The organism is Pantoea sp. B566 (assembly GCF_024793925.1).
GTDB classification, from domain to species: Bacteria; Pseudomonadota; Gammaproteobacteria; order Enterobacterales; family Enterobacteriaceae; genus Pantoea; species Pantoea ananatis.
On sequence record NZ_JANUQL010000003.1, the window covers coordinates 2043802 to 2060018 of the forward strand.

Here is a 16217-nt window from a genome sequence, read left to right on the forward strand (position 1 = left end):
AACAAGCAAACTTCATGCCAAAAATTGACTATAAAATCACGATGTTGCGTAGCAGCAATGAAGGGGCGAATAGCCCTGGGATTCCATTGAGTTATCAATACTGGCTGAGTTTAAAGACGTCAGTATCTTTGCATTAAAGCCCGCAGACAAGGCTCAGATGTATAGGTTTCTGTTATTTACTGACCATCGATGGTCGTGTTTAGACCTGATCCCTTTTAATGAATACACGACTAAGGAAACAAATTCTCTACGAGTAATGACAGCTACGGATGTCCGCTTTTCGCTCATAGCGGACCTCCAGCTCAGTCAGCCTGTCCGCTTTGTGCCATAAGTAGACAGTGACAGCATCGACATGTACACATATGCGGGAAGCAGATCATCTGCTGAGCACCCGGGCCGGCATGTCTTAAGCCCGGAATATAGCCGGGAATTTACGAGGTCGTGTGGTCTGGTTGCGGTTTACCAGATAAGCATAGAGGCTAAACCACGAGCGAGTTTCTGGCCAGACTAGATGCAAATCCGCCGCAATGGGCAGGGGGACGATTGGTGCCTGAGACGACAGCCGGCTGCGACTGCACGGCAGATTTCTTAAACGCCATTACAGGGCTAACCCCTCCCGATGCTCCCCTGAGCCATTAGTAAATAGAGTCGCGTTTGGTAAACGGATCACCGTAATGGACGTGAGCCTCCACCGCGCAAAACACCTCATAGTCAGCATGCTCTTTCATGGTTCTGAGGCACCGAACAATCCGGTGCCGGCTGACAGCATTACTACTCTTCACCACGGGCTGCCGCATGAATCTGACTGAAAAGACGTTTTGTCCAGGTATCAGTGACGTGCTTCGGATCGGATGAGATATACGTTGATACAACAAAGCTCCCCGCTCTGGTGCCGGTGGCACCCGTGCCTTTGAATGTCCGGCGAAGCTCAATCGTCAGCCTGTCATTTCCCGCCCAGTTTCTGGACATGCGGTAATAACTGCCGGGCTCTGCTGACCAGCTGGTGCCCTCTGAAATGGCCGAGGCTGACCAGCCCGCATTCCCCTGGCCGCTGTTGCGTGCGGCAGCCACATCCCCGTCTGATACGAAGCCAAACTTTTCTTTCAGACGCATCGCCACGGTATCGGCCGGTATGGCAATGGGGCCGTAGACATCACTCACCTGATTACGTTTTTGCGCTGTTGTCTGGTCTTTTACGTCTGAAGGCATTGGATGGTCGTCATTAAGCGAACCAAACTGGCCGATACCGCTCATGAAGCTGCTGCAACCTGTAAGCGTGGTCGCCAGCACAATAGCAGACAGATTAAGGGCTTTTTTTTGACATGCTATTCTCCGGTTAACAGGCGGGCTGCACCCGGCAGCCCGCGTTGTTCATAATCAGAAAGTGAAAGAAAGCTGCGCGGCAGCGCCAAAGCTGCGGTCTGTACCGGCCATGCCGGTCAGGTCGAGATGCACGACGTTGAAGGGTGAAATCCCCACACCGGCGGTAAACATGCTCCGAGCGCTGTTGCGCATGTCTGCGCGGTAACCGGCACGCAGTTGCGCCCAGTTCCAGGCATTCAGCTCGGCGCCCACGCCGGCATACTGTGCTTTTTCATCCGACGCAAAACCGCTGGCCGGTGTCAGGTCAACGTCTGTGGCCAGCGTGACAAAACCGTTGCTCCACGCCGTGCCGGCAGTCGCCTGCGGGCGGATCTGGAACGTGTCCGTGATGCCGTTGATTTCACGCGTACTGATGTTACGCGCCACAAGGTTCTGTCCTGTCAGTCCGACGGTCCACTCAGGCGTCAGCTGAGCCGCAATGCCGACATCGACGTTTGCGCCGCTTTCAGAACGCTTCCAGTCACCGCTGCGAAAATCTGACGCGCTGTAGTTACCGACGGAAACGTTGTAGTTCCAGGTATCCACGCGCTGGACCTTTGGCGTAATACCGACAGAAACCGGCGTGCCAGCCAGCGTAAACTGATGCGCTGCGGCGATACCGTATTCCGTGACCAGTGCGGCGACGCCCTGCGCCCGGGAGGTCATCTGGTCAATATCCGTCTGAGTCGGCGAGAAAATGCCGCTCTGTGCCGCATCAAGATATGCCAGATCACGCTGTGTGATATCGGTGCGTACCTTCGCCTGTCCCCAGCCTTTGGCCACAAAGGCGATAGGGAGGGTGTCATTGGGAATGGCAATCACCGCAGAAAGCCCGGCGCTGGCATGCCCGCTGTTGCCGTCGACGTCCTGCAGGGCCTGTTTAAGCGCTGCCGCCTGTCGTGAGCTGTTGCCGGTGCCCGCTGAATCGCGGAAGTCGTCAAAGGTGCTTTTTACCCTGTCCAGTCCGTCACGCAGGTTGTCCGGATCGCTGATTTGTGCCCCCACGCCCGGCAGGATAAGCCCGACGTCGTCACCGGCATCGTGGCGTGTCATCAGCGCGGGGTTGGCCAGTGAAGCGGCCAGATAACCGGAAGAGGCCACGCCGGTTCCCCCCATGGCGTCGTTACGCGCTTCGGTCCAGGTTGTTGCGGCATTCACTGACGGCACGGCTGAAGCCAGTAATGCCAGAAGGATGCTGTGGGTTAACAGTTTTGCTTTCATCATTTATTTCCTTTTCTTGTTTTTGACAAAGGGGTTTCCCTGGTGCTGACGCACCATTTAAATAAACAGGTCTGGTTTTTATTATTTAAATACGTTTAACCGAAACTCATGACTTCTTTCAGATAATCCTCCCATTCAGGCGTAATATGAAACTCCGGGTTTATGAAAGGTATCAGTTCCTCCCCGTTCCACATGAAATTTCGCCCTGGTCTGAGCTTGCCCATAATACTTTCATCAGTGACGGATGAGACCGAAAACGGCAACTCAGAGCCCTCTCTCAGACTGTCAAATATCCTGCCCGGTAATTTGCGACATGAAATTTGAGCAACCCTTCCTTTTAACCACAGTAATTCACAGAAAGAAAGAAAGGCATTTGTCTCTGATTCATTGCTGAGCGTAAGAGGAACCACGCCGGTTAAATAATTACTTTCAAAGGACACGCCATTAATATATTTATCCCGGGTCGCTGTGATTACCATCTCGTGGCTGAAATTCAGTGCAGGCTCACCTGTGTCATGCTGACGTCTGTAAAAACGTAAGGACTTAATCACTGTATCTTTATGCGGCAGAAGGCATTCAACTGCCTGCCAGAAGTCACGCAGTATCACGGTCGGAACCGGAAGAATATCTTCTCCGGCGAGCCAGCCGGACTGAACACAGAACCATGACGCAAGCTGTTCCAGCACAGGCAGGGTAAGGTGATCAAGTGTGCGCTCGCGGTTTTCAAGCACACTCATGCCGATGTTCAGCTCAGAGAGTATTGTGGCCACCTGCACCACATCAAGGCTGTGGCGGTCCATCAGGTGCCAGAAGCGCTCATAAACGCGGTTTACGGAGGCTTTGCGGGGCGCCGTGGTTTCTGTCATGACGCCTTCGACAATCACATTGACCAGCTCTGAAACGGAGATGCCGAGCTTGTGTGATACCTGATTCAAAAATTCTCTTGATGCCGGCCGGAAACGAATGGTTACTGGCGGACTTACTGTTTTCTTCCCTTCCGCAAACTGCTCAAGCAGCTGCCTCTGCTCATCGGTCTGCTCTAAGGCGACGCGGGACAGAATTTCTGTCAGGTTCATGCGTTTCATAAAGGCCCTGGTGTTGGCTGAATGAGAAAATATTTTGTTAATCTTTTCTGTATTCGGTGTGAATACAGTACCTGGCGAAACCGCGTGTTGTATAACGCGATATTTCGATCGTTCAGATCGAATACATGTGTGTAATCAGTGTGAACATTGCCTTCGTGACTTAATACCCCAAATTATTTTTCCGGTTCAGAAGTTTTTTTCAGCAGCATCACCGGCCACCGGGTCCGGGACGGACAGCGCCAGTGCCACTGCCGGAAGAGGATTTCCAGTTGCATCAGCGCGCGGGCTGAATCCCGGAAAGGGACGCTGGTCAGCCTGCTGCGGTAAAACCATCCCCGCGCCTTCAGGTATGTCCTGAGTCTGGCCGCACGGGCTGGCGTCAGAAGGTGCGAAGCAACAACAACGGTTTTTCCCCCGGCTAACGCGGCTTCAGCTGACTCAAAAACCCCCGACCAGAACCAGCTCACGCGCTCAGGCGTGAGCCCGACGGTTGGCTGCCAGGGAGACAGATGAACGGTGATGCGTTTTCTGCGACTCAGTATGCAGGGCTTCCTGAGCAGCTGACGGGTCAGCCAGTCAAGGGGTCTGAGCAGAAACGGAGAGAGAGCCGTAAGCAGCCACATAAAAAAGAATGCATCACGGCCGGATGAAATAAAAAGGCTGATGCTGCCGGACAGAGTCAGCCACAGAAGAAGGTACAGCGCTACCAGACGTTGCTGCATGAGTGAGTTCAGATTAATTAAAGGAAGGTTGCGCAAGAAAAGCACGGGACGTTAAAGCCGTCCGCCGTTAATCCTGAATCCGTTCCTGAAAATTAACGCAAGCAGAATATCTCTCTGCATTAAATCCAGGATTAACGTTGCAAATGTAGCCCCGTCTCTTAGCGTTACGTCATTTCAGATAAAGAGCGGGTGTCGATGGAGCGGGTGATGAAGTGGCTGACGGGGCGGGGAAACAACAGGCATTCAGGGCAGCCGGTGGATACGGTCGTCAGAGAGGTGGCGTTTCGCCCGGTTCTGGAGGGCAGCACGCTAATGCAGACAGAGGAGCGACGCAGGCTTGTCAGAATGCTGGCGGATAACAGCCCGCTTTCACAGTCCGTTACCGGGGCATGGTGGCTGAAGCCTGCGCAGACGATGCTTGAGCGTGTGCAGGACTGCCCGGCCGCATGGAAGGGAGCATATTCGTCGCCGGGGGGTTTTGGCGACCTGAGCCTCGGAGTGGCAGTGCGGGCAGTCAGGCTCGTCAGGGGAATGATGCTGCCGCCCGGCGCCACACCTGAAGAGCAGTCTACACAGGCACCGGGCTGGGTCTGTGCGGTATTCTGGGCAGGCCTGTTTCATCATCTGCCCTGGCTGACGCAGGTGGAAGGCGCGACGCAGTCCGGAAAAATCTGGTATCCGGGGCTGCACAGGCCTGACGGCCCGTGGCGGGTCCGGCCCGCAAAGAATGACCGGGCTGCGACCCTGACAGGTCAGTATATGGCGGCAAAGCTGCTGCCTGAGACCGGGATGCTGTGGCTTCACCAGTGGCCGGAAGCGTCACGCTGTCTTCTTCAGTTTCTCTCGGGTGAGCGCGCCGGTGCCGGAGTGCTTTACAGCATCATCATGCAGGCGCGGGAGGGAGCGGGTCTGGAAACAGGTGGTCTTTCAGATATTACTGGCACGCCTTCTGTAAACCCGGCGCCGGAAATGCAACATGCTGATAACGCCCCAAAATTAGCAGATAACGCACCTGTCCTTTTGTCGAGTCACATCATTTCAGCAAATGTTTCAGGGCCAATTGAAAATAAAGTATCGACTTATACTCCCCCACAGGCAGGCGGAGAGGAGACGGCTCCAGGAACAGAAAAACCTGAATTACCGGTACTGAACTCCGCGCTGCAGTCTGCAATCGGCGGGCGCGAAGCGACTGAGTATGGTTCAGAGAGTGAAAATGAAAAGGAAGATTCAGAAATTAAACAGGGAGTGGATTTACTTTCGGTACTGGACCTGATGGCTAAAGGGGAGGCACCCGTTTTATCAGCCGTACAAACTGCTGAGTCAACGAAGCAGGAGCAAACGGAAGACGGGAAGCCGGCAGCGGACAGTGAACCCTCTGAGGGCAACGTTTTTCTGGACTGGCTGCGGGAGAGCGTGGAGGCCGGAAAAGTTACCGTCAATGAGTCCGACAGTCTTCTGCATATGCTGTCCGGTTTTATTTTTATGATATCGCCTGATGTGTTTTTCCGGTTTATTTCCTCGCAGCCAGAAAATAAATACGAAAAAAACAAGCTGCAGAAAAACTTTGAATCACTGGGCCTTCATCACTCACGAAATGGTAAGGGTCTTTACTCCTACCATAAATATGACTCGCCTGATAAACGCGGTCAGTTCACCAAACTGTCGGGCTACATGATTAAGTCTGACATTATTTTAAAGAAAGGAAGCTGTCTTTCAGACAGCAAATGGCTCTTTCCCAAAAAAGAGTAATTACAGGGTTAATAAAATACGAGGTTACCATGTCTGAAAAAACGACCTTCGATGACATTCTGAACGACTATTTTTTCAGTAAGGTTCTCCGTCCAGCCAGTGAATGGAGCTACAGAAAGGTTGTAAAAACTTTCACAGAATTCAGTGAAGGTAAAATATTGCCTGAAAGTATATGTCGCCTTGATGTTCTTAAATGGCGACGTCACGTTTTGAACGAACAAAACTGCAGTAAACGGACATGGAATAATAAAGTTGCACATATGAGAGCGCTGTTTAACCACGCTATAACGCACTCTCTCGTTACTGCCCGGGACAATCCGTTCAATGGCGTGGTCGTTAAGCCAGACCGTAAACGAAAGAAAACGCTTACCCGGGAACAAATGAAGAAAATTGATCTCGTAATGCATCGAAAAATTGAACAGGAGCAGATCGGTATTCATGATCCCCGGCCGAACGCGCTTGAACCCGCATGGTTCTGGATGACAGTGATTGAAACGCTAAAGTTTACAGGCATGCGTCAAAACCAGCTGCTGCATATAAGGCTGTGCGATGTGGATCTTAAACAGGGTGTTATTGAGCTGAGACCTGAAGGCTCAAAAAATCATCGTGAACACCGGGTGCCTGTCACGGACAAGCTGAGGCCTCGCCTTGAAGATCTGTACCGTCAGGCTAAACAAATGGGCGCAAGGCCGAAGGATCAACTGTTTAATATCAACCGTTTTAGTCGTTTAAAAAAGAAAACCGTCACAGGCGGTAACATGGATCATCCCCCAATGCGGGCGTTTTTCAGGCGGCTTTCACGCGAGTGTCAGTGTGATATCAGCCCGCACCGTTTCAGGCATACCATCGCTACAGACCTGATGAAAACACCGGAACGAAGCCTGAATGACGTGAAAATGTTGCTGGGGCATTCAAGTGTTGCGGTCACTCTGGAGTATGTTGAAGCGAATATGGATCATCTTCGAAGGAATCTTGAAAGCGCATTTATGCTCTAGGACTATTCCTAAGTCAAATTTCTAACGGATTGATATAAGTGGAGGAAAATTAGCGCGGTTTCATTTACAGATCGTTGACACAAACCTTGTGAAAAGGTAAAAACCTGTAATGGAAATACTCGGGATGTGAGAAATCCGGATGATGCAGGAACATCATCCGGATTCTTAATCCCATAATCTTCAGGTGCAGAACGAATGTGACTCATCCTGCACGATGACGAAAAGGGATCTCTGTCTTGCCCGTTAAGGATCTCATCTCTTAACGAACAGGCTCTGAAGAATGGTGCCCGAACCCGGAATCGAACCAGGGACACGGGGATTTTCAATCCCCTGCTCTACCGACTGAGCTATTCGGGCAACGGGGCGCATTAAACCTTAAGCAGGCCCCAGCGTCAAACGCTTTTCACAAAAATGAAATCAACTGACGGGTTTTCCATCAACAGGAAGGGGAACGGGCGAAAATTTAACAATCCGCCCAATCAACCGCCGGATTTTCGCGCTGCAGAACGCCCTCTGGCAGGCTATTTTTCGCTGCAATTTTGCTTTAACTGCGATTTATCGGCCCTCTTTTTACCAACCGTTTTTTTGCCATAAATCCGTCATCTGCGCTCATTACTCTAAGATTATTCCTGGACAATCAAGAGCCGCATCATGCAGTTACCCGCCTCTGTGAATACTGTGGTTTCCGCCTCAAGCCTTTATGACGCGCGGGTGTTATGCATTGAGGTCCCTTTCGTCAGTCCGGAGACAGATAACCGTGCCGTCATGGCACTCTTTGCCGAACACAAAGATCTGATCGGGTTGCCCGTAGTGGAAAACGGCAAGCCGTTCGGCATGATCAACCGCCACATCTTTTTGTCGCAGATGGCGCGCCCTTTCTTTCCCGAACTCTATGACCGCAAGAGCTGCATTGCCTTTATGGATAAGTTCCCGCTGGTGATTGACGTGGAAAATACGCTGGAAAGCGTTGCGCAGCAGGTCGTGGCCAACGGGGATAAGTCCGTCGCCGATGGGTTTATCCTGACCGAGCACGGGCACTATATCGGCATTGGTTTAGGGATCGATCTGATTCGCCGCGTCTCCGATTTACAGGCGCGCCAGCATCAGCAAATTTTACAAAGCATTGATTACGCGCGGGTCATTCAGGACGCGATGCTGGATCGGTCCAACCAGCTGATTGCCTCCCTGCTCGACGACTGGTGTTTGTACTGGCAGCCCCGAGACGGCGTGGGCGGCGATTACTACGCTTTTCACCGCCATGACAATGGCTGGCTGGCGGTCATCGCCGACTGCACGGGCCACGGAATTCCAGGCGCTTTTATGACGGTGATTTTGCAGTCTGCGCTGGAAAACGCGCTGCGCGAGGCCGATCTGCAGGCACCTGCCAGCATCCTGCATGCCCTTAATCACCATATTAAACAAACCCTGGGCCAGCTGAACGCCTCCCAGCAAACCTCACTCTCTAACGACGGCTGCGATGCCATCGTTATGTCAGTTGATACCGGACTGCATCAGCTGCGCTGGGCCAGCGCCCGAACCCAGGCATTTATGCTCAGCAACATCAGCAATGAAATTATCTCGCTCAGTCAGGATCGCGTCGGCGTCGGCTATACCGATACGCCGGAAGACTATCACTGGCCTGAACAGAGCCTGACGTTTAATCCGGGCGACATGCTGTTTGTCCTCACGGATGGCGTCACCGATCAACCAGGTGGCGAACGGAATATCATGTTTGGCAATAAGCGTATTCAGTCTCTGCTGATGCGCTATCAGCATTTGCCTATGGCGGAGTTATCGCTGGCGTTTCAGCAAGACTATTTAAGCTGGCAAGGTAATCAGGCGCGACGCGATGACGTCACCTGGTTTGGCTTTCGCTATTGACTGCACCGGGAAGAAAATGAAAAACGAGTCACTACGGGGTCTGCCCTTTAATACCGAATCGCAGTCCGGCCTTATTGCATTGCAGTATACCGGCTTTTTTTCACCGCAGAACATCACGGCGATGGGCGAAGTGGTCAAGCTGTTTCTGGAGAATCACGAGCAGTCGCAAAAAGTCAGGCGGCGGCTGTTCTCCAGCTTTGTCGAGATTGCGCAAAACATTCTGCGTTACTCGCAGGACAGCCGGGCGCTGAGCCACAACGATCAGCTGTATCGCTTTGGTTCATTGAGCCTGCGTTACGATGATGGCCGCTACTATCTGGAAAGCGCAAACCTGGTCGGCAGCGACGCCACTCATCAACTGCGCGGGGATCTGGATTCGCTGCGGGTGATGAATGCGGATGAAATTAAACAAGCTTACCGAAACCGGTTACGCGCTGAGAGTCCGGTCTGGAGCAAAGGCGCCAATATCGGCTTGCTTACCCTGGCGCGCGACGTCAGTGAACCGCTGGAGTATTGTTTCCAGCCACTGGAGGCCAGCGAGCTCTCTGCCTTTTGGCTTAAGGCCACTATCTGCCATGACTGAAGAAGCCCCTATGCAAATCATTCAACTTACCGCCACTGAATGTACGCCCGCCGTAGAGTTTGACTTTGCGGCGCACCGATTCTCCCTGCGGGGAGAATCCTGGCCAGAGAATGCCGCCGCCTTTTACCGTCCGCTGCAAAGCGCGCTGGAAAGCTGGCAGCCTCAGGCCAGCCAAGCGGCAGAGGTGAATATCGACCTGAGCTATTTCAACAGCTCAAGCACCAAGATGCTGTTTGGGCTGTTTGATCAGTTCAACAGGCTCGCGCAGAGCGGCTGCACGATTGTACTGAACTGGTTTTACGATGCCGAAGATGACGTGTCAGAAGAGTTTGGCGAAGAGCTGTCTCTGGATTTCACCGCGTTAACCGTGAAGCTGCATGCGGAACAGCGCCAATGACGCACCTCAATGAGCTGTTTCTGGAAGAAACCCAGGCACTCAATCAGGCCAGCCATGTCGCGGCGCAGCATAGCCTGCAGGCTGAAGAGTATCGGCAGGCGCTGCTACAGCTCAACGGACACTACCAGCGGCTGATGCGTGAAACCTATCGGTTAATCTCACGCAGCGATCGGGCAGAGCGTGAGCTGAACCGGGTTAATGAGCAACTGAACGAGCTGGCAACGGAACTGGAGTACAAAGCCACACACGATCCCCTGACGGATGTCTGGAACCGCAGCGCCATTATTCAACGCATCAGCGATACGCTGGACCAGGCGCCGGCGGCCTTAATCATTCTTGATATCGACTTCTTTAAACGCATCAATGATGAATACGGTCATCCCGTCGGGGATAAGGTGATTTGCGAACTGGTACAACGTATTCAGCGTAATACACCTGCCATCGCCAGCATTGGTCGAATCGGCGGTGAAGAGTTCACCATCATGCTGCCCAATACCTGGCTGGGCGATGCGGTTATCGTCGCCGGAGCCATTCTCGCCTCGCTGAACGCCTCGCCGTTAAATGCGCTGCCGGAGCGGCTGGTCACGGCCAGCCTCGGCGTCAGCTGGGGCGCAGCAGGCACCCGGTTCGAAACGCTTTACACCCAGGCAGATGCCGCGCTGTACGATGCCAAAAAGCACGGGCGTAACCGGGTATTCTTCCGCTAGCCTGCCTGATGCTGTGCCACCTCAACGGGCGGCGGGGTGGTCGGCGGCAGGAAGATATGGTCAAGCAGCTTGCGCATCACCGGCGCGGCAACCACGCCTTCACTTCCGCCGTTTTCCAGAATCAACGCCACCGCAACTTTGGGGGCGCTGAAGGGCGCGAAGGCGGTATAAAACGTATGATCGCGCAGCCGTACCGGAATCATTTTGGCGTTGTAGGTCTGGTTTTCTTTCAGACTGAACACCTGAGATGTCCCACTTTTCGCTGCAATGCCGTAAGGCGCGGTATGGAAATATTTATAGCCCGTTCCGTTCGGTGCGTTGGCCATGCCAAACATAGCGTGGCGCACTAATGACCAGTAGGGAGAATTCGGATCGCCAATCTGCGCCTGTGGCAGTTTAGGCTGATAGAGCTGGACCCGGGTGCCGAGCTGGGATTTTTCCAGTAAGTGCGGCGTAATCACCCGGCCATTATTAATCAAGGTTACCAGCGCCTTCACCATCTGAATCGGGGTCGCAATCCAGTAGCCCTGACCGATCCCCACCGACACCGTGTCCCCCTGATACCAGGGCTTTTTATGGACTTTCATTTTCCAGTCGCGGCTGGGTAGCAGGCCGCTGTACTCTTCGTTCAGGTCGATGCCTGTGGAGCGGCCGTAACCAAATTTGCTGAGCATGGTGTGAATGCGATCGATGCCCATCATAAAGGCCACCTGATAGAAGAAGGTATCTGCAGACTCTTCGATCGCTTTGGTGACATCGAGCGTGCCGTGGCCGCTTTTTTTCCAGTCACGGTAGCGACGGTCGGTGCCCGGCAGCGTCCATGTTGGGCCGCCAAAAAAGGTGGTTTGCGGCGTAATCACATGGGTTAACAGGGCAGACATCGCCATATAGGGTTTGACGGTGGAGGCCGGGGGATACAGGCCCTGGGTGACACGGTTAATCAGCGGCAGGTTTTTATCCTGCAGCAGCGTCTTGTAGGCTTTATAGCTAATGCCCTTCACAAAAGGGTTGGGATCGTAGCTGGGGCTGGAAACCATCGCCAGTACGGATCCGTCATGGGGATCTTCCACCAGCAATGCGGCACGCTGTCCGGCCAGCAGGCTTTCCGCATACTGTTGCAGATGCAGGTCCAGCGTCAGGGTGATGTTTTTGCCTGCTACCGGCGGCACTTCTTTCAGCACCCGGACAATGCGGCCATGGTTATCCACTTCCACTTCCTGATAGCCCGGCTTACCGTGCAGCAGGGATTCGTAATAGCCTTCAATCCCCTGCTTACCGATGTTGTGGTCAGCCGCGTAGTTTTCAGCAATGCCTTCGGCATTCAGCCGCTTATAGTCGTTATCATTGATTTTAGAGACGTAGCCAACAACATGCGCCAGATCGGCCCCATAGGGATATTCCCTGTCCTGATAGGTATCAATGCTGACGCCGGTAAACCGGAACTGGTTGACTGAAAAGCGCGCCACCTCTTCGTCGGTAAGTTCCTCTTTGAGGATAACCGGTTTGTAGCGGCTGTTCTGCCGGAGATCGTGCTGAAAACGCGCAATGTCGTCCGGTGTCAAATCGATAAGCGGCGTGAGCTGGCGCAGCACGTCCTTCATATCGTCCACTTTATACGGGGTGATAGTGATGTCGTACCAGGTCACATTGCGCACCAGCGGAATCCCGTTACGGTCGAAAATCAGCCCGCGCGTGGGCGCGATAGGGATCATTTTGATATCGTTTTGGTTTGAGCGCGTCTGGTAATAGCTGTGATCGCGTACCTGCAGGCGATACAGGTTTAAACCCAGGATGGTGAAGCAGATGCAGACCAGCACAAATGCCATGGCGGCACGGCGTACAAACAACTTCTCTTCAGCGTCGAAATTTCGAAAATTCATCAGGCAGGTATTTTCAGTCTGGCATGTTGTTATTTATTGTTCGGCTTCATGATAGTGGCATAAGCGGTCCTTGCCAGTAGCAAGATGCACAAGCCTGATGAAAAGTGTGTCATTTGATGAGAATGTTGCGAAATGAGCGGGAAGCGTAAATCTTCTGACGCGCTCACCCGGCAACGTCGCGCTGCCGGGTGAGCAAGAGCATCAATGAGCGTGGAGATTAATCGCCCAGCAGCACAGATTCCAGCGCAATCTTAATCATGTCATTAAAGGTTGTCTGGCGCTCTGCGGCAGTCGTCTGCTCATGGGTACGGATATGATCGGACACGGTGCAGATCGTCAGCGCTTTCGCCCCAAATTCAGCAGCCACGCCGTAAATGCCGGCGGCTTCCATTTCCACACCGAGAATGCCGTACTTCTCCATTACGTCAAACATCTGCGGATCGGGCGTGTAGAACAGGTCGGCAGAGAAGATATTCCCTACGCGCGCGTCAACACCCAGATTTTTGGCCGCATCGACAGCGTTGCGCACCATATCGAAATCCGCAATCGCGGCAAAATCGTGATCCTTGAAACGCATACGATTCACTTTGGAATCGGTCGATGCGCCCATGCCGATCACGATATCACGCAGTTTCACGTCGGGACGCACGGCACCACAGGAACCCACGCGGATGATTTTCTTCACGCCGAACTCGGTGATCAGCTCTTTGGCGTAAATGGAGCAGGAGGGAATGCCCATGCCGTGGCCCATAACGGAGATTTTGCGGCCTTTATAAGTGCCGGTATAGCCCAGCATGCCGCGCACGTTGTTCACCTCAACGGCATCTTCCAGAAAGGTTTCTGCAATGTGCTTCGCACGCAGCGGATCGCCCGGCATCAGTACGACGTCTGCGAAATCACCCATTTCTGCATTAATGTGAGGAGTTGCCATAATTCTCTATCCTTTTTAAAAATTTCGCTGTTTTTACAGCATGTTCTTGCCGTAGTCCATGGGGGACAGGTCAAAATAGTGTGCGATCGTCTGGCCGATATCGGCAAAGGTGTCGCGATAGCCCAGCGATCCCGGCTCAACCTTCGGTCCGTAAATCAGGATCGGAATATGCTCGCGTGTGTGTTCCGTGCCTTCCCAGCTCGGGTCACAGCCGTGGTCGGCGGTGAGGATCAAAATATCATCCTCTTTGACCAGTTCCATGAGCTCTGGCAAACGGCGGTCAAACAGCTCCAGGCCGCCCGCATAACCCGCAACGTCGCGGCGGTGGCCCCAGGTGGAATCGAAGTCGACAAAGTTGGTGAACACAATCGCCTGATCCGGCGCAGTTTTCATTTCCTGAATGGTCGCATCAAACAGCGCGTCCAGACCGGTGGCTTTCACTTTTTTAGTGATGCCCTGCTCAGCATAGATATCGGCAATTTTACCGACCGAAATCACATGACCGCCCTTCTCGTCCACCAGCTTCTTCAGCATGGTCGGCGATGGCGGCTCAACGGCCAGATCGTGACGGTTGCCGGTGCGCTCGAAGCTGCCTGCTTTGTCGCCCACAAACGGCCGGGCAATCACGCGACCAATGTTGTAGCCGCCTTCGGTCAGCTCTTCACGCGCAATTTCACAAAGTTCATACAGCCGCTCCAGCCCGAAGGTTTCTTCGTGGCAGGCGATCTGGAATACGGAGTCCGCCGAGGTGTAGAAAATCGGCTTGCCAGAGCGCATGTGCTCTTCGCCCAACTGGTCGAGGATTACCGTACCGGATGAGTGGCAGTTGCCGAGATAGCCGGGTAAACCGGCGCGTTCCACCAGTTTGTCCAGCAGCGCCTGCGGGAAGCTGTTCTGCTTATCGCTGAAGTATCCCCAGTCAAACAGAACAGGCACGCCGGCGATTTCCCAGTGGCCTGACGGCGTATCTTTGCCCGATGAAAGCTCACTGGCGTAAGCATAGGCGCCCGTGATCTTCGCCTCAGGATCCAGCCCCGCAGGAAAACGACCAGTAGACAGCTCAGCCGCTTTGCCCAAGCCCAGCGCGGTCAGATTAGGTAAGTGCAGCGGCCCTTTACGGCCCTTATCCGCCTGACCGTTAAAGCAGGCTTCTGCGATATGACCTAACGTATCTGAACCTGCATCACCGAATTTATCGGCATCTTTGCTGGCACCGATTCCAAACGAATCCAGCACCATAATAAAAGCACGTTTCATGCCAGTCTCCTGCGCCAAAAGCGCGCGACAAGTCAAAAAAAAGCGATCAGATCAGTATACCTGAATCCGGGACGGTATAAAGGGGTTCCCTGCGTCAGCCTACGTCAGTGACGCGGCGATACACGACAGGCGTGGCTGCCGGGGCGCGTTCACCCAAGGTAATCGCGGCTTTTACGGCGGCAGCGGCCTGTTGCCAGTGCGCTTCGCTGCTGGCATGGATGACCGCCAGCGGACGTGAAGCATCCACCTGCTCGCCCAGGGTGATCATGTCGCTCAGGCCCACGCTGTAATCGATGGCATCACTGGCGCGCTGGCGTCCACCGCCCATCGCCACCACCGCCATGCCCAGCGCGCGGGTATCCATATGGGTAACACAGCCTGCCCGGTCGGCATAAACCGCTTTGCTCATCGTTGGCGCAGGCAAATAGCTGTCGTAGCGCTCAACAAAATCGGTCGGGCCCTTCTGCGCCGCCACCATGCGGGCAAACACCTCTGCGGCCTTGCCGTTATCCAGCACCGTCATGAGTTTTTCGCGTGCCTCAGCCTCATTTTCCGCCAGTTTGCCGGAGATCAGCATTTCGCTGCACAGCGCCAAAGTGACTTCCAGCAGGCGCGGGTTACGCTGCGCACCGGTCAGGAAGCGCACTGCTTCGCGCACTTCCAGCGCGTTACCGGCCGTGGAGGCCAGCACCTGGTTCATATCCGTTAACAGCGCCGTGGTGCGACAGCCCGCGCCGTTGGCGACGCCAACAATGGCCTGCGCCAGATTTTCAGAGGCTTCATACGTGGGCATAAATGCCCCGGAGCCGACTTTGACATCCATCACCAGCGCATCCAGCCCTTCGGCCAGCTTTTTCGCCAGAATCGAGGCGGTGATCAGCGGAATCGAATCCACGGTGGCCGTGATGTCGCGCGTGGCGTAAAAGCGTTTGTCCGCCGGAGCCAGGGAGTTGGTTTGGCCAATAATTGCCACGCCAACCTGCTTTATGGTCTGGCGAAAGTGGTCATCACTGGGGAAAATGTCAAACCCGGGAATCGCTTCCAGCTTGTCCAGGGTGCCGCCGGTGTGCCCCAGCCCGCGACCTGAGATCATCGGGATATAGCCGCCACAGGCGGCCACCATCGGCCCCAGCATCAACGAGGTGACATCGCCGACGCCGCCGGTGGAGTGCTTATCGACCACCGGCCCGTTCAGATTCAGGGATTTCCAGTTCAGCACGGTGCCTGAGTCACGCATCGCCATCGTCAGGGCAACCCGCTCCGGCAGCGACATATCGTGAAAATAAATGGTCATTGCCAGCGCGGCAATTTGTCCTTCCGAAACGCTGTTATCACGCACGCCGTTAATGAAGAAACGAATCTCGTCTTCACTCAGCGCGTGGCCGTCACGTTTTTTTCGAATGATTTCTTGTGCAAGGTACAAAGTCGCCCCCTTACGTCAGGGAAA

General features: G+C 53.9%; 14 protein-coding genes and 1 tRNA gene. 6 read left to right on the top strand and 9 right to left on the bottom strand.

The annotated features are described in order from the left end of the window. Window positions 1-771 precede the first annotated feature (771 nt). From NYE92_RS11180 to NYE92_RS11195, 4 genes are all read right to left on the bottom strand, one after another. Complete coding sequence (locus NYE92_RS11180) at window positions 772-1254, bottom strand: hypothetical protein (RefSeq protein ID WP_259018995.1); 483 nt, start codon at window positions 1252-1254, stop codon at window positions 772-774. Between the two features lie 123 nt (window positions 1255-1377). Further along, complete coding sequence (locus tag NYE92_RS11185) at window positions 1378-2583, bottom strand: conjugal transfer protein TraF (protein WP_409035026.1); 1206 nt, start codon at window positions 2581-2583, stop codon at window positions 1378-1380. Between the two features lie 95 nt (window positions 2584-2678). Then, window positions 2679-3668, bottom strand: a complete 990-nt coding sequence (locus NYE92_RS11190) for a conjugal transfer protein TraE (RefSeq protein ID WP_259018997.1) — start codon at window positions 3666-3668, stop codon at window positions 2679-2681. Between the two features lie 173 nt (window positions 3669-3841). Further along, the gene (locus NYE92_RS11195) at window positions 3842-4390 is read right to left on the bottom strand and encodes a pili assembly chaperone (protein ID WP_259018999.1); all 549 of its coding nucleotides are present in this window, start codon (window positions 4388-4390) and stop codon (window positions 3842-3844) included. 195 nt (window positions 4391-4585) lie between these two features. Here NYE92_RS11195 and NYE92_RS11200 point away from each other — a divergent pair, with 195 nt between their 5' ends. Together NYE92_RS11200 and NYE92_RS11205 are read left to right on the top strand one after the other, a co-directional pair. After that, the gene (locus NYE92_RS11200) at window positions 4586-6139 is read left to right on the top strand and encodes a conjugal transfer nickase/helicase domain-containing protein (RefSeq protein ID WP_309600950.1); all 1554 of its coding nucleotides are present in this window, start codon (window positions 4586-4588) and stop codon (window positions 6137-6139) included. Between the two features lie 29 nt (window positions 6140-6168). Continuing rightward, entirely contained in the window at window positions 6169-7134 is a 966-nt protein-coding gene (locus NYE92_RS11205) for a site-specific integrase (RefSeq protein WP_022622363.1), read from the top strand. 281 nt (window positions 7135-7415) lie between these two features. Here the strand turns inward: NYE92_RS11205 and NYE92_RS11210 are convergent. Beyond that, window positions 7416-7491, bottom strand: a tRNA-Phe gene (locus NYE92_RS11210). 294 nt (window positions 7492-7785) lie between these two features. Here NYE92_RS11210 and NYE92_RS11215 point away from each other — a divergent pair. From NYE92_RS11215 to NYE92_RS11230, 4 genes are read left to right on the top strand one after another with little or no spacing between them, the layout of a single operon-like run. Beyond that, complete coding sequence (locus tag NYE92_RS11215) at window positions 7786-9015, top strand: SpoIIE family protein phosphatase (protein ID WP_259019001.1); 1230 nt, start codon at window positions 7786-7788, stop codon at window positions 9013-9015. Between the two features lie 16 nt (window positions 9016-9031). Continuing rightward, the gene (locus NYE92_RS11220; RefSeq protein WP_019106825.1) at window positions 9032-9598 is read left to right on the top strand and encodes a SiaB family protein kinase; all 567 of its coding nucleotides are present in this window, start codon (window positions 9032-9034) and stop codon (window positions 9596-9598) included. 10 nt (window positions 9599-9608) lie between these two features. Continuing rightward, window positions 9609-9995 (top strand): DUF1987 domain-containing protein, encoded by a 387-nt coding sequence (locus tag NYE92_RS11225; protein ID WP_202945045.1) that lies wholly within the window; start codon window positions 9609-9611, stop codon window positions 9993-9995. Continuing rightward, window positions 9992-10702 carry a GGDEF domain-containing protein gene (locus NYE92_RS11230; protein ID WP_013027166.1) on the top strand — a complete coding sequence of 237 codons (711 nt, stop codon included), beginning with the start codon at window positions 9992-9994 and terminating at the stop codon, window positions 10700-10702. Before NYE92_RS11225 ends, NYE92_RS11230 begins: the two co-directional genes overlap by 4 nt. Here the strand turns inward: NYE92_RS11230 and mrdA are convergent. From mrdA to deoA, 4 genes are all read right to left on the bottom strand, one after another. Beyond that, entirely contained in the window at window positions 10699-12582 is a 1884-nt protein-coding gene (gene mrdA, locus NYE92_RS11235) for a penicillin-binding protein 2 (RefSeq protein WP_014605069.1), read from the bottom strand. The genes NYE92_RS11230 and mrdA overlap by 4 nt on opposite strands. A gap of 217 nt (window positions 12583-12799) precedes the next feature. Continuing rightward, window positions 12800-13513, bottom strand: coding sequence for a purine-nucleoside phosphorylase (deoD, locus tag NYE92_RS11240; RefSeq protein ID WP_014594584.1), 714 nt, complete (start codon window positions 13511-13513; stop codon window positions 12800-12802). 33 nt (window positions 13514-13546) lie between these two features. Next, window positions 13547-14770, bottom strand: a complete 1224-nt coding sequence (gene deoB, locus NYE92_RS11245; RefSeq protein WP_019104810.1) for a phosphopentomutase — start codon at window positions 14768-14770, stop codon at window positions 13547-13549. A gap of 94 nt (window positions 14771-14864) precedes the next feature. Then, window positions 14865-16193: a thymidine phosphorylase gene (deoA, locus tag NYE92_RS11250; protein ID WP_078829053.1), complete on the bottom strand. Its 1329-nt coding sequence runs from the start codon at window positions 16191-16193 to the stop codon at window positions 14865-14867. Between the last annotated feature and the right edge of the window lie 24 nt (window positions 16194-16217).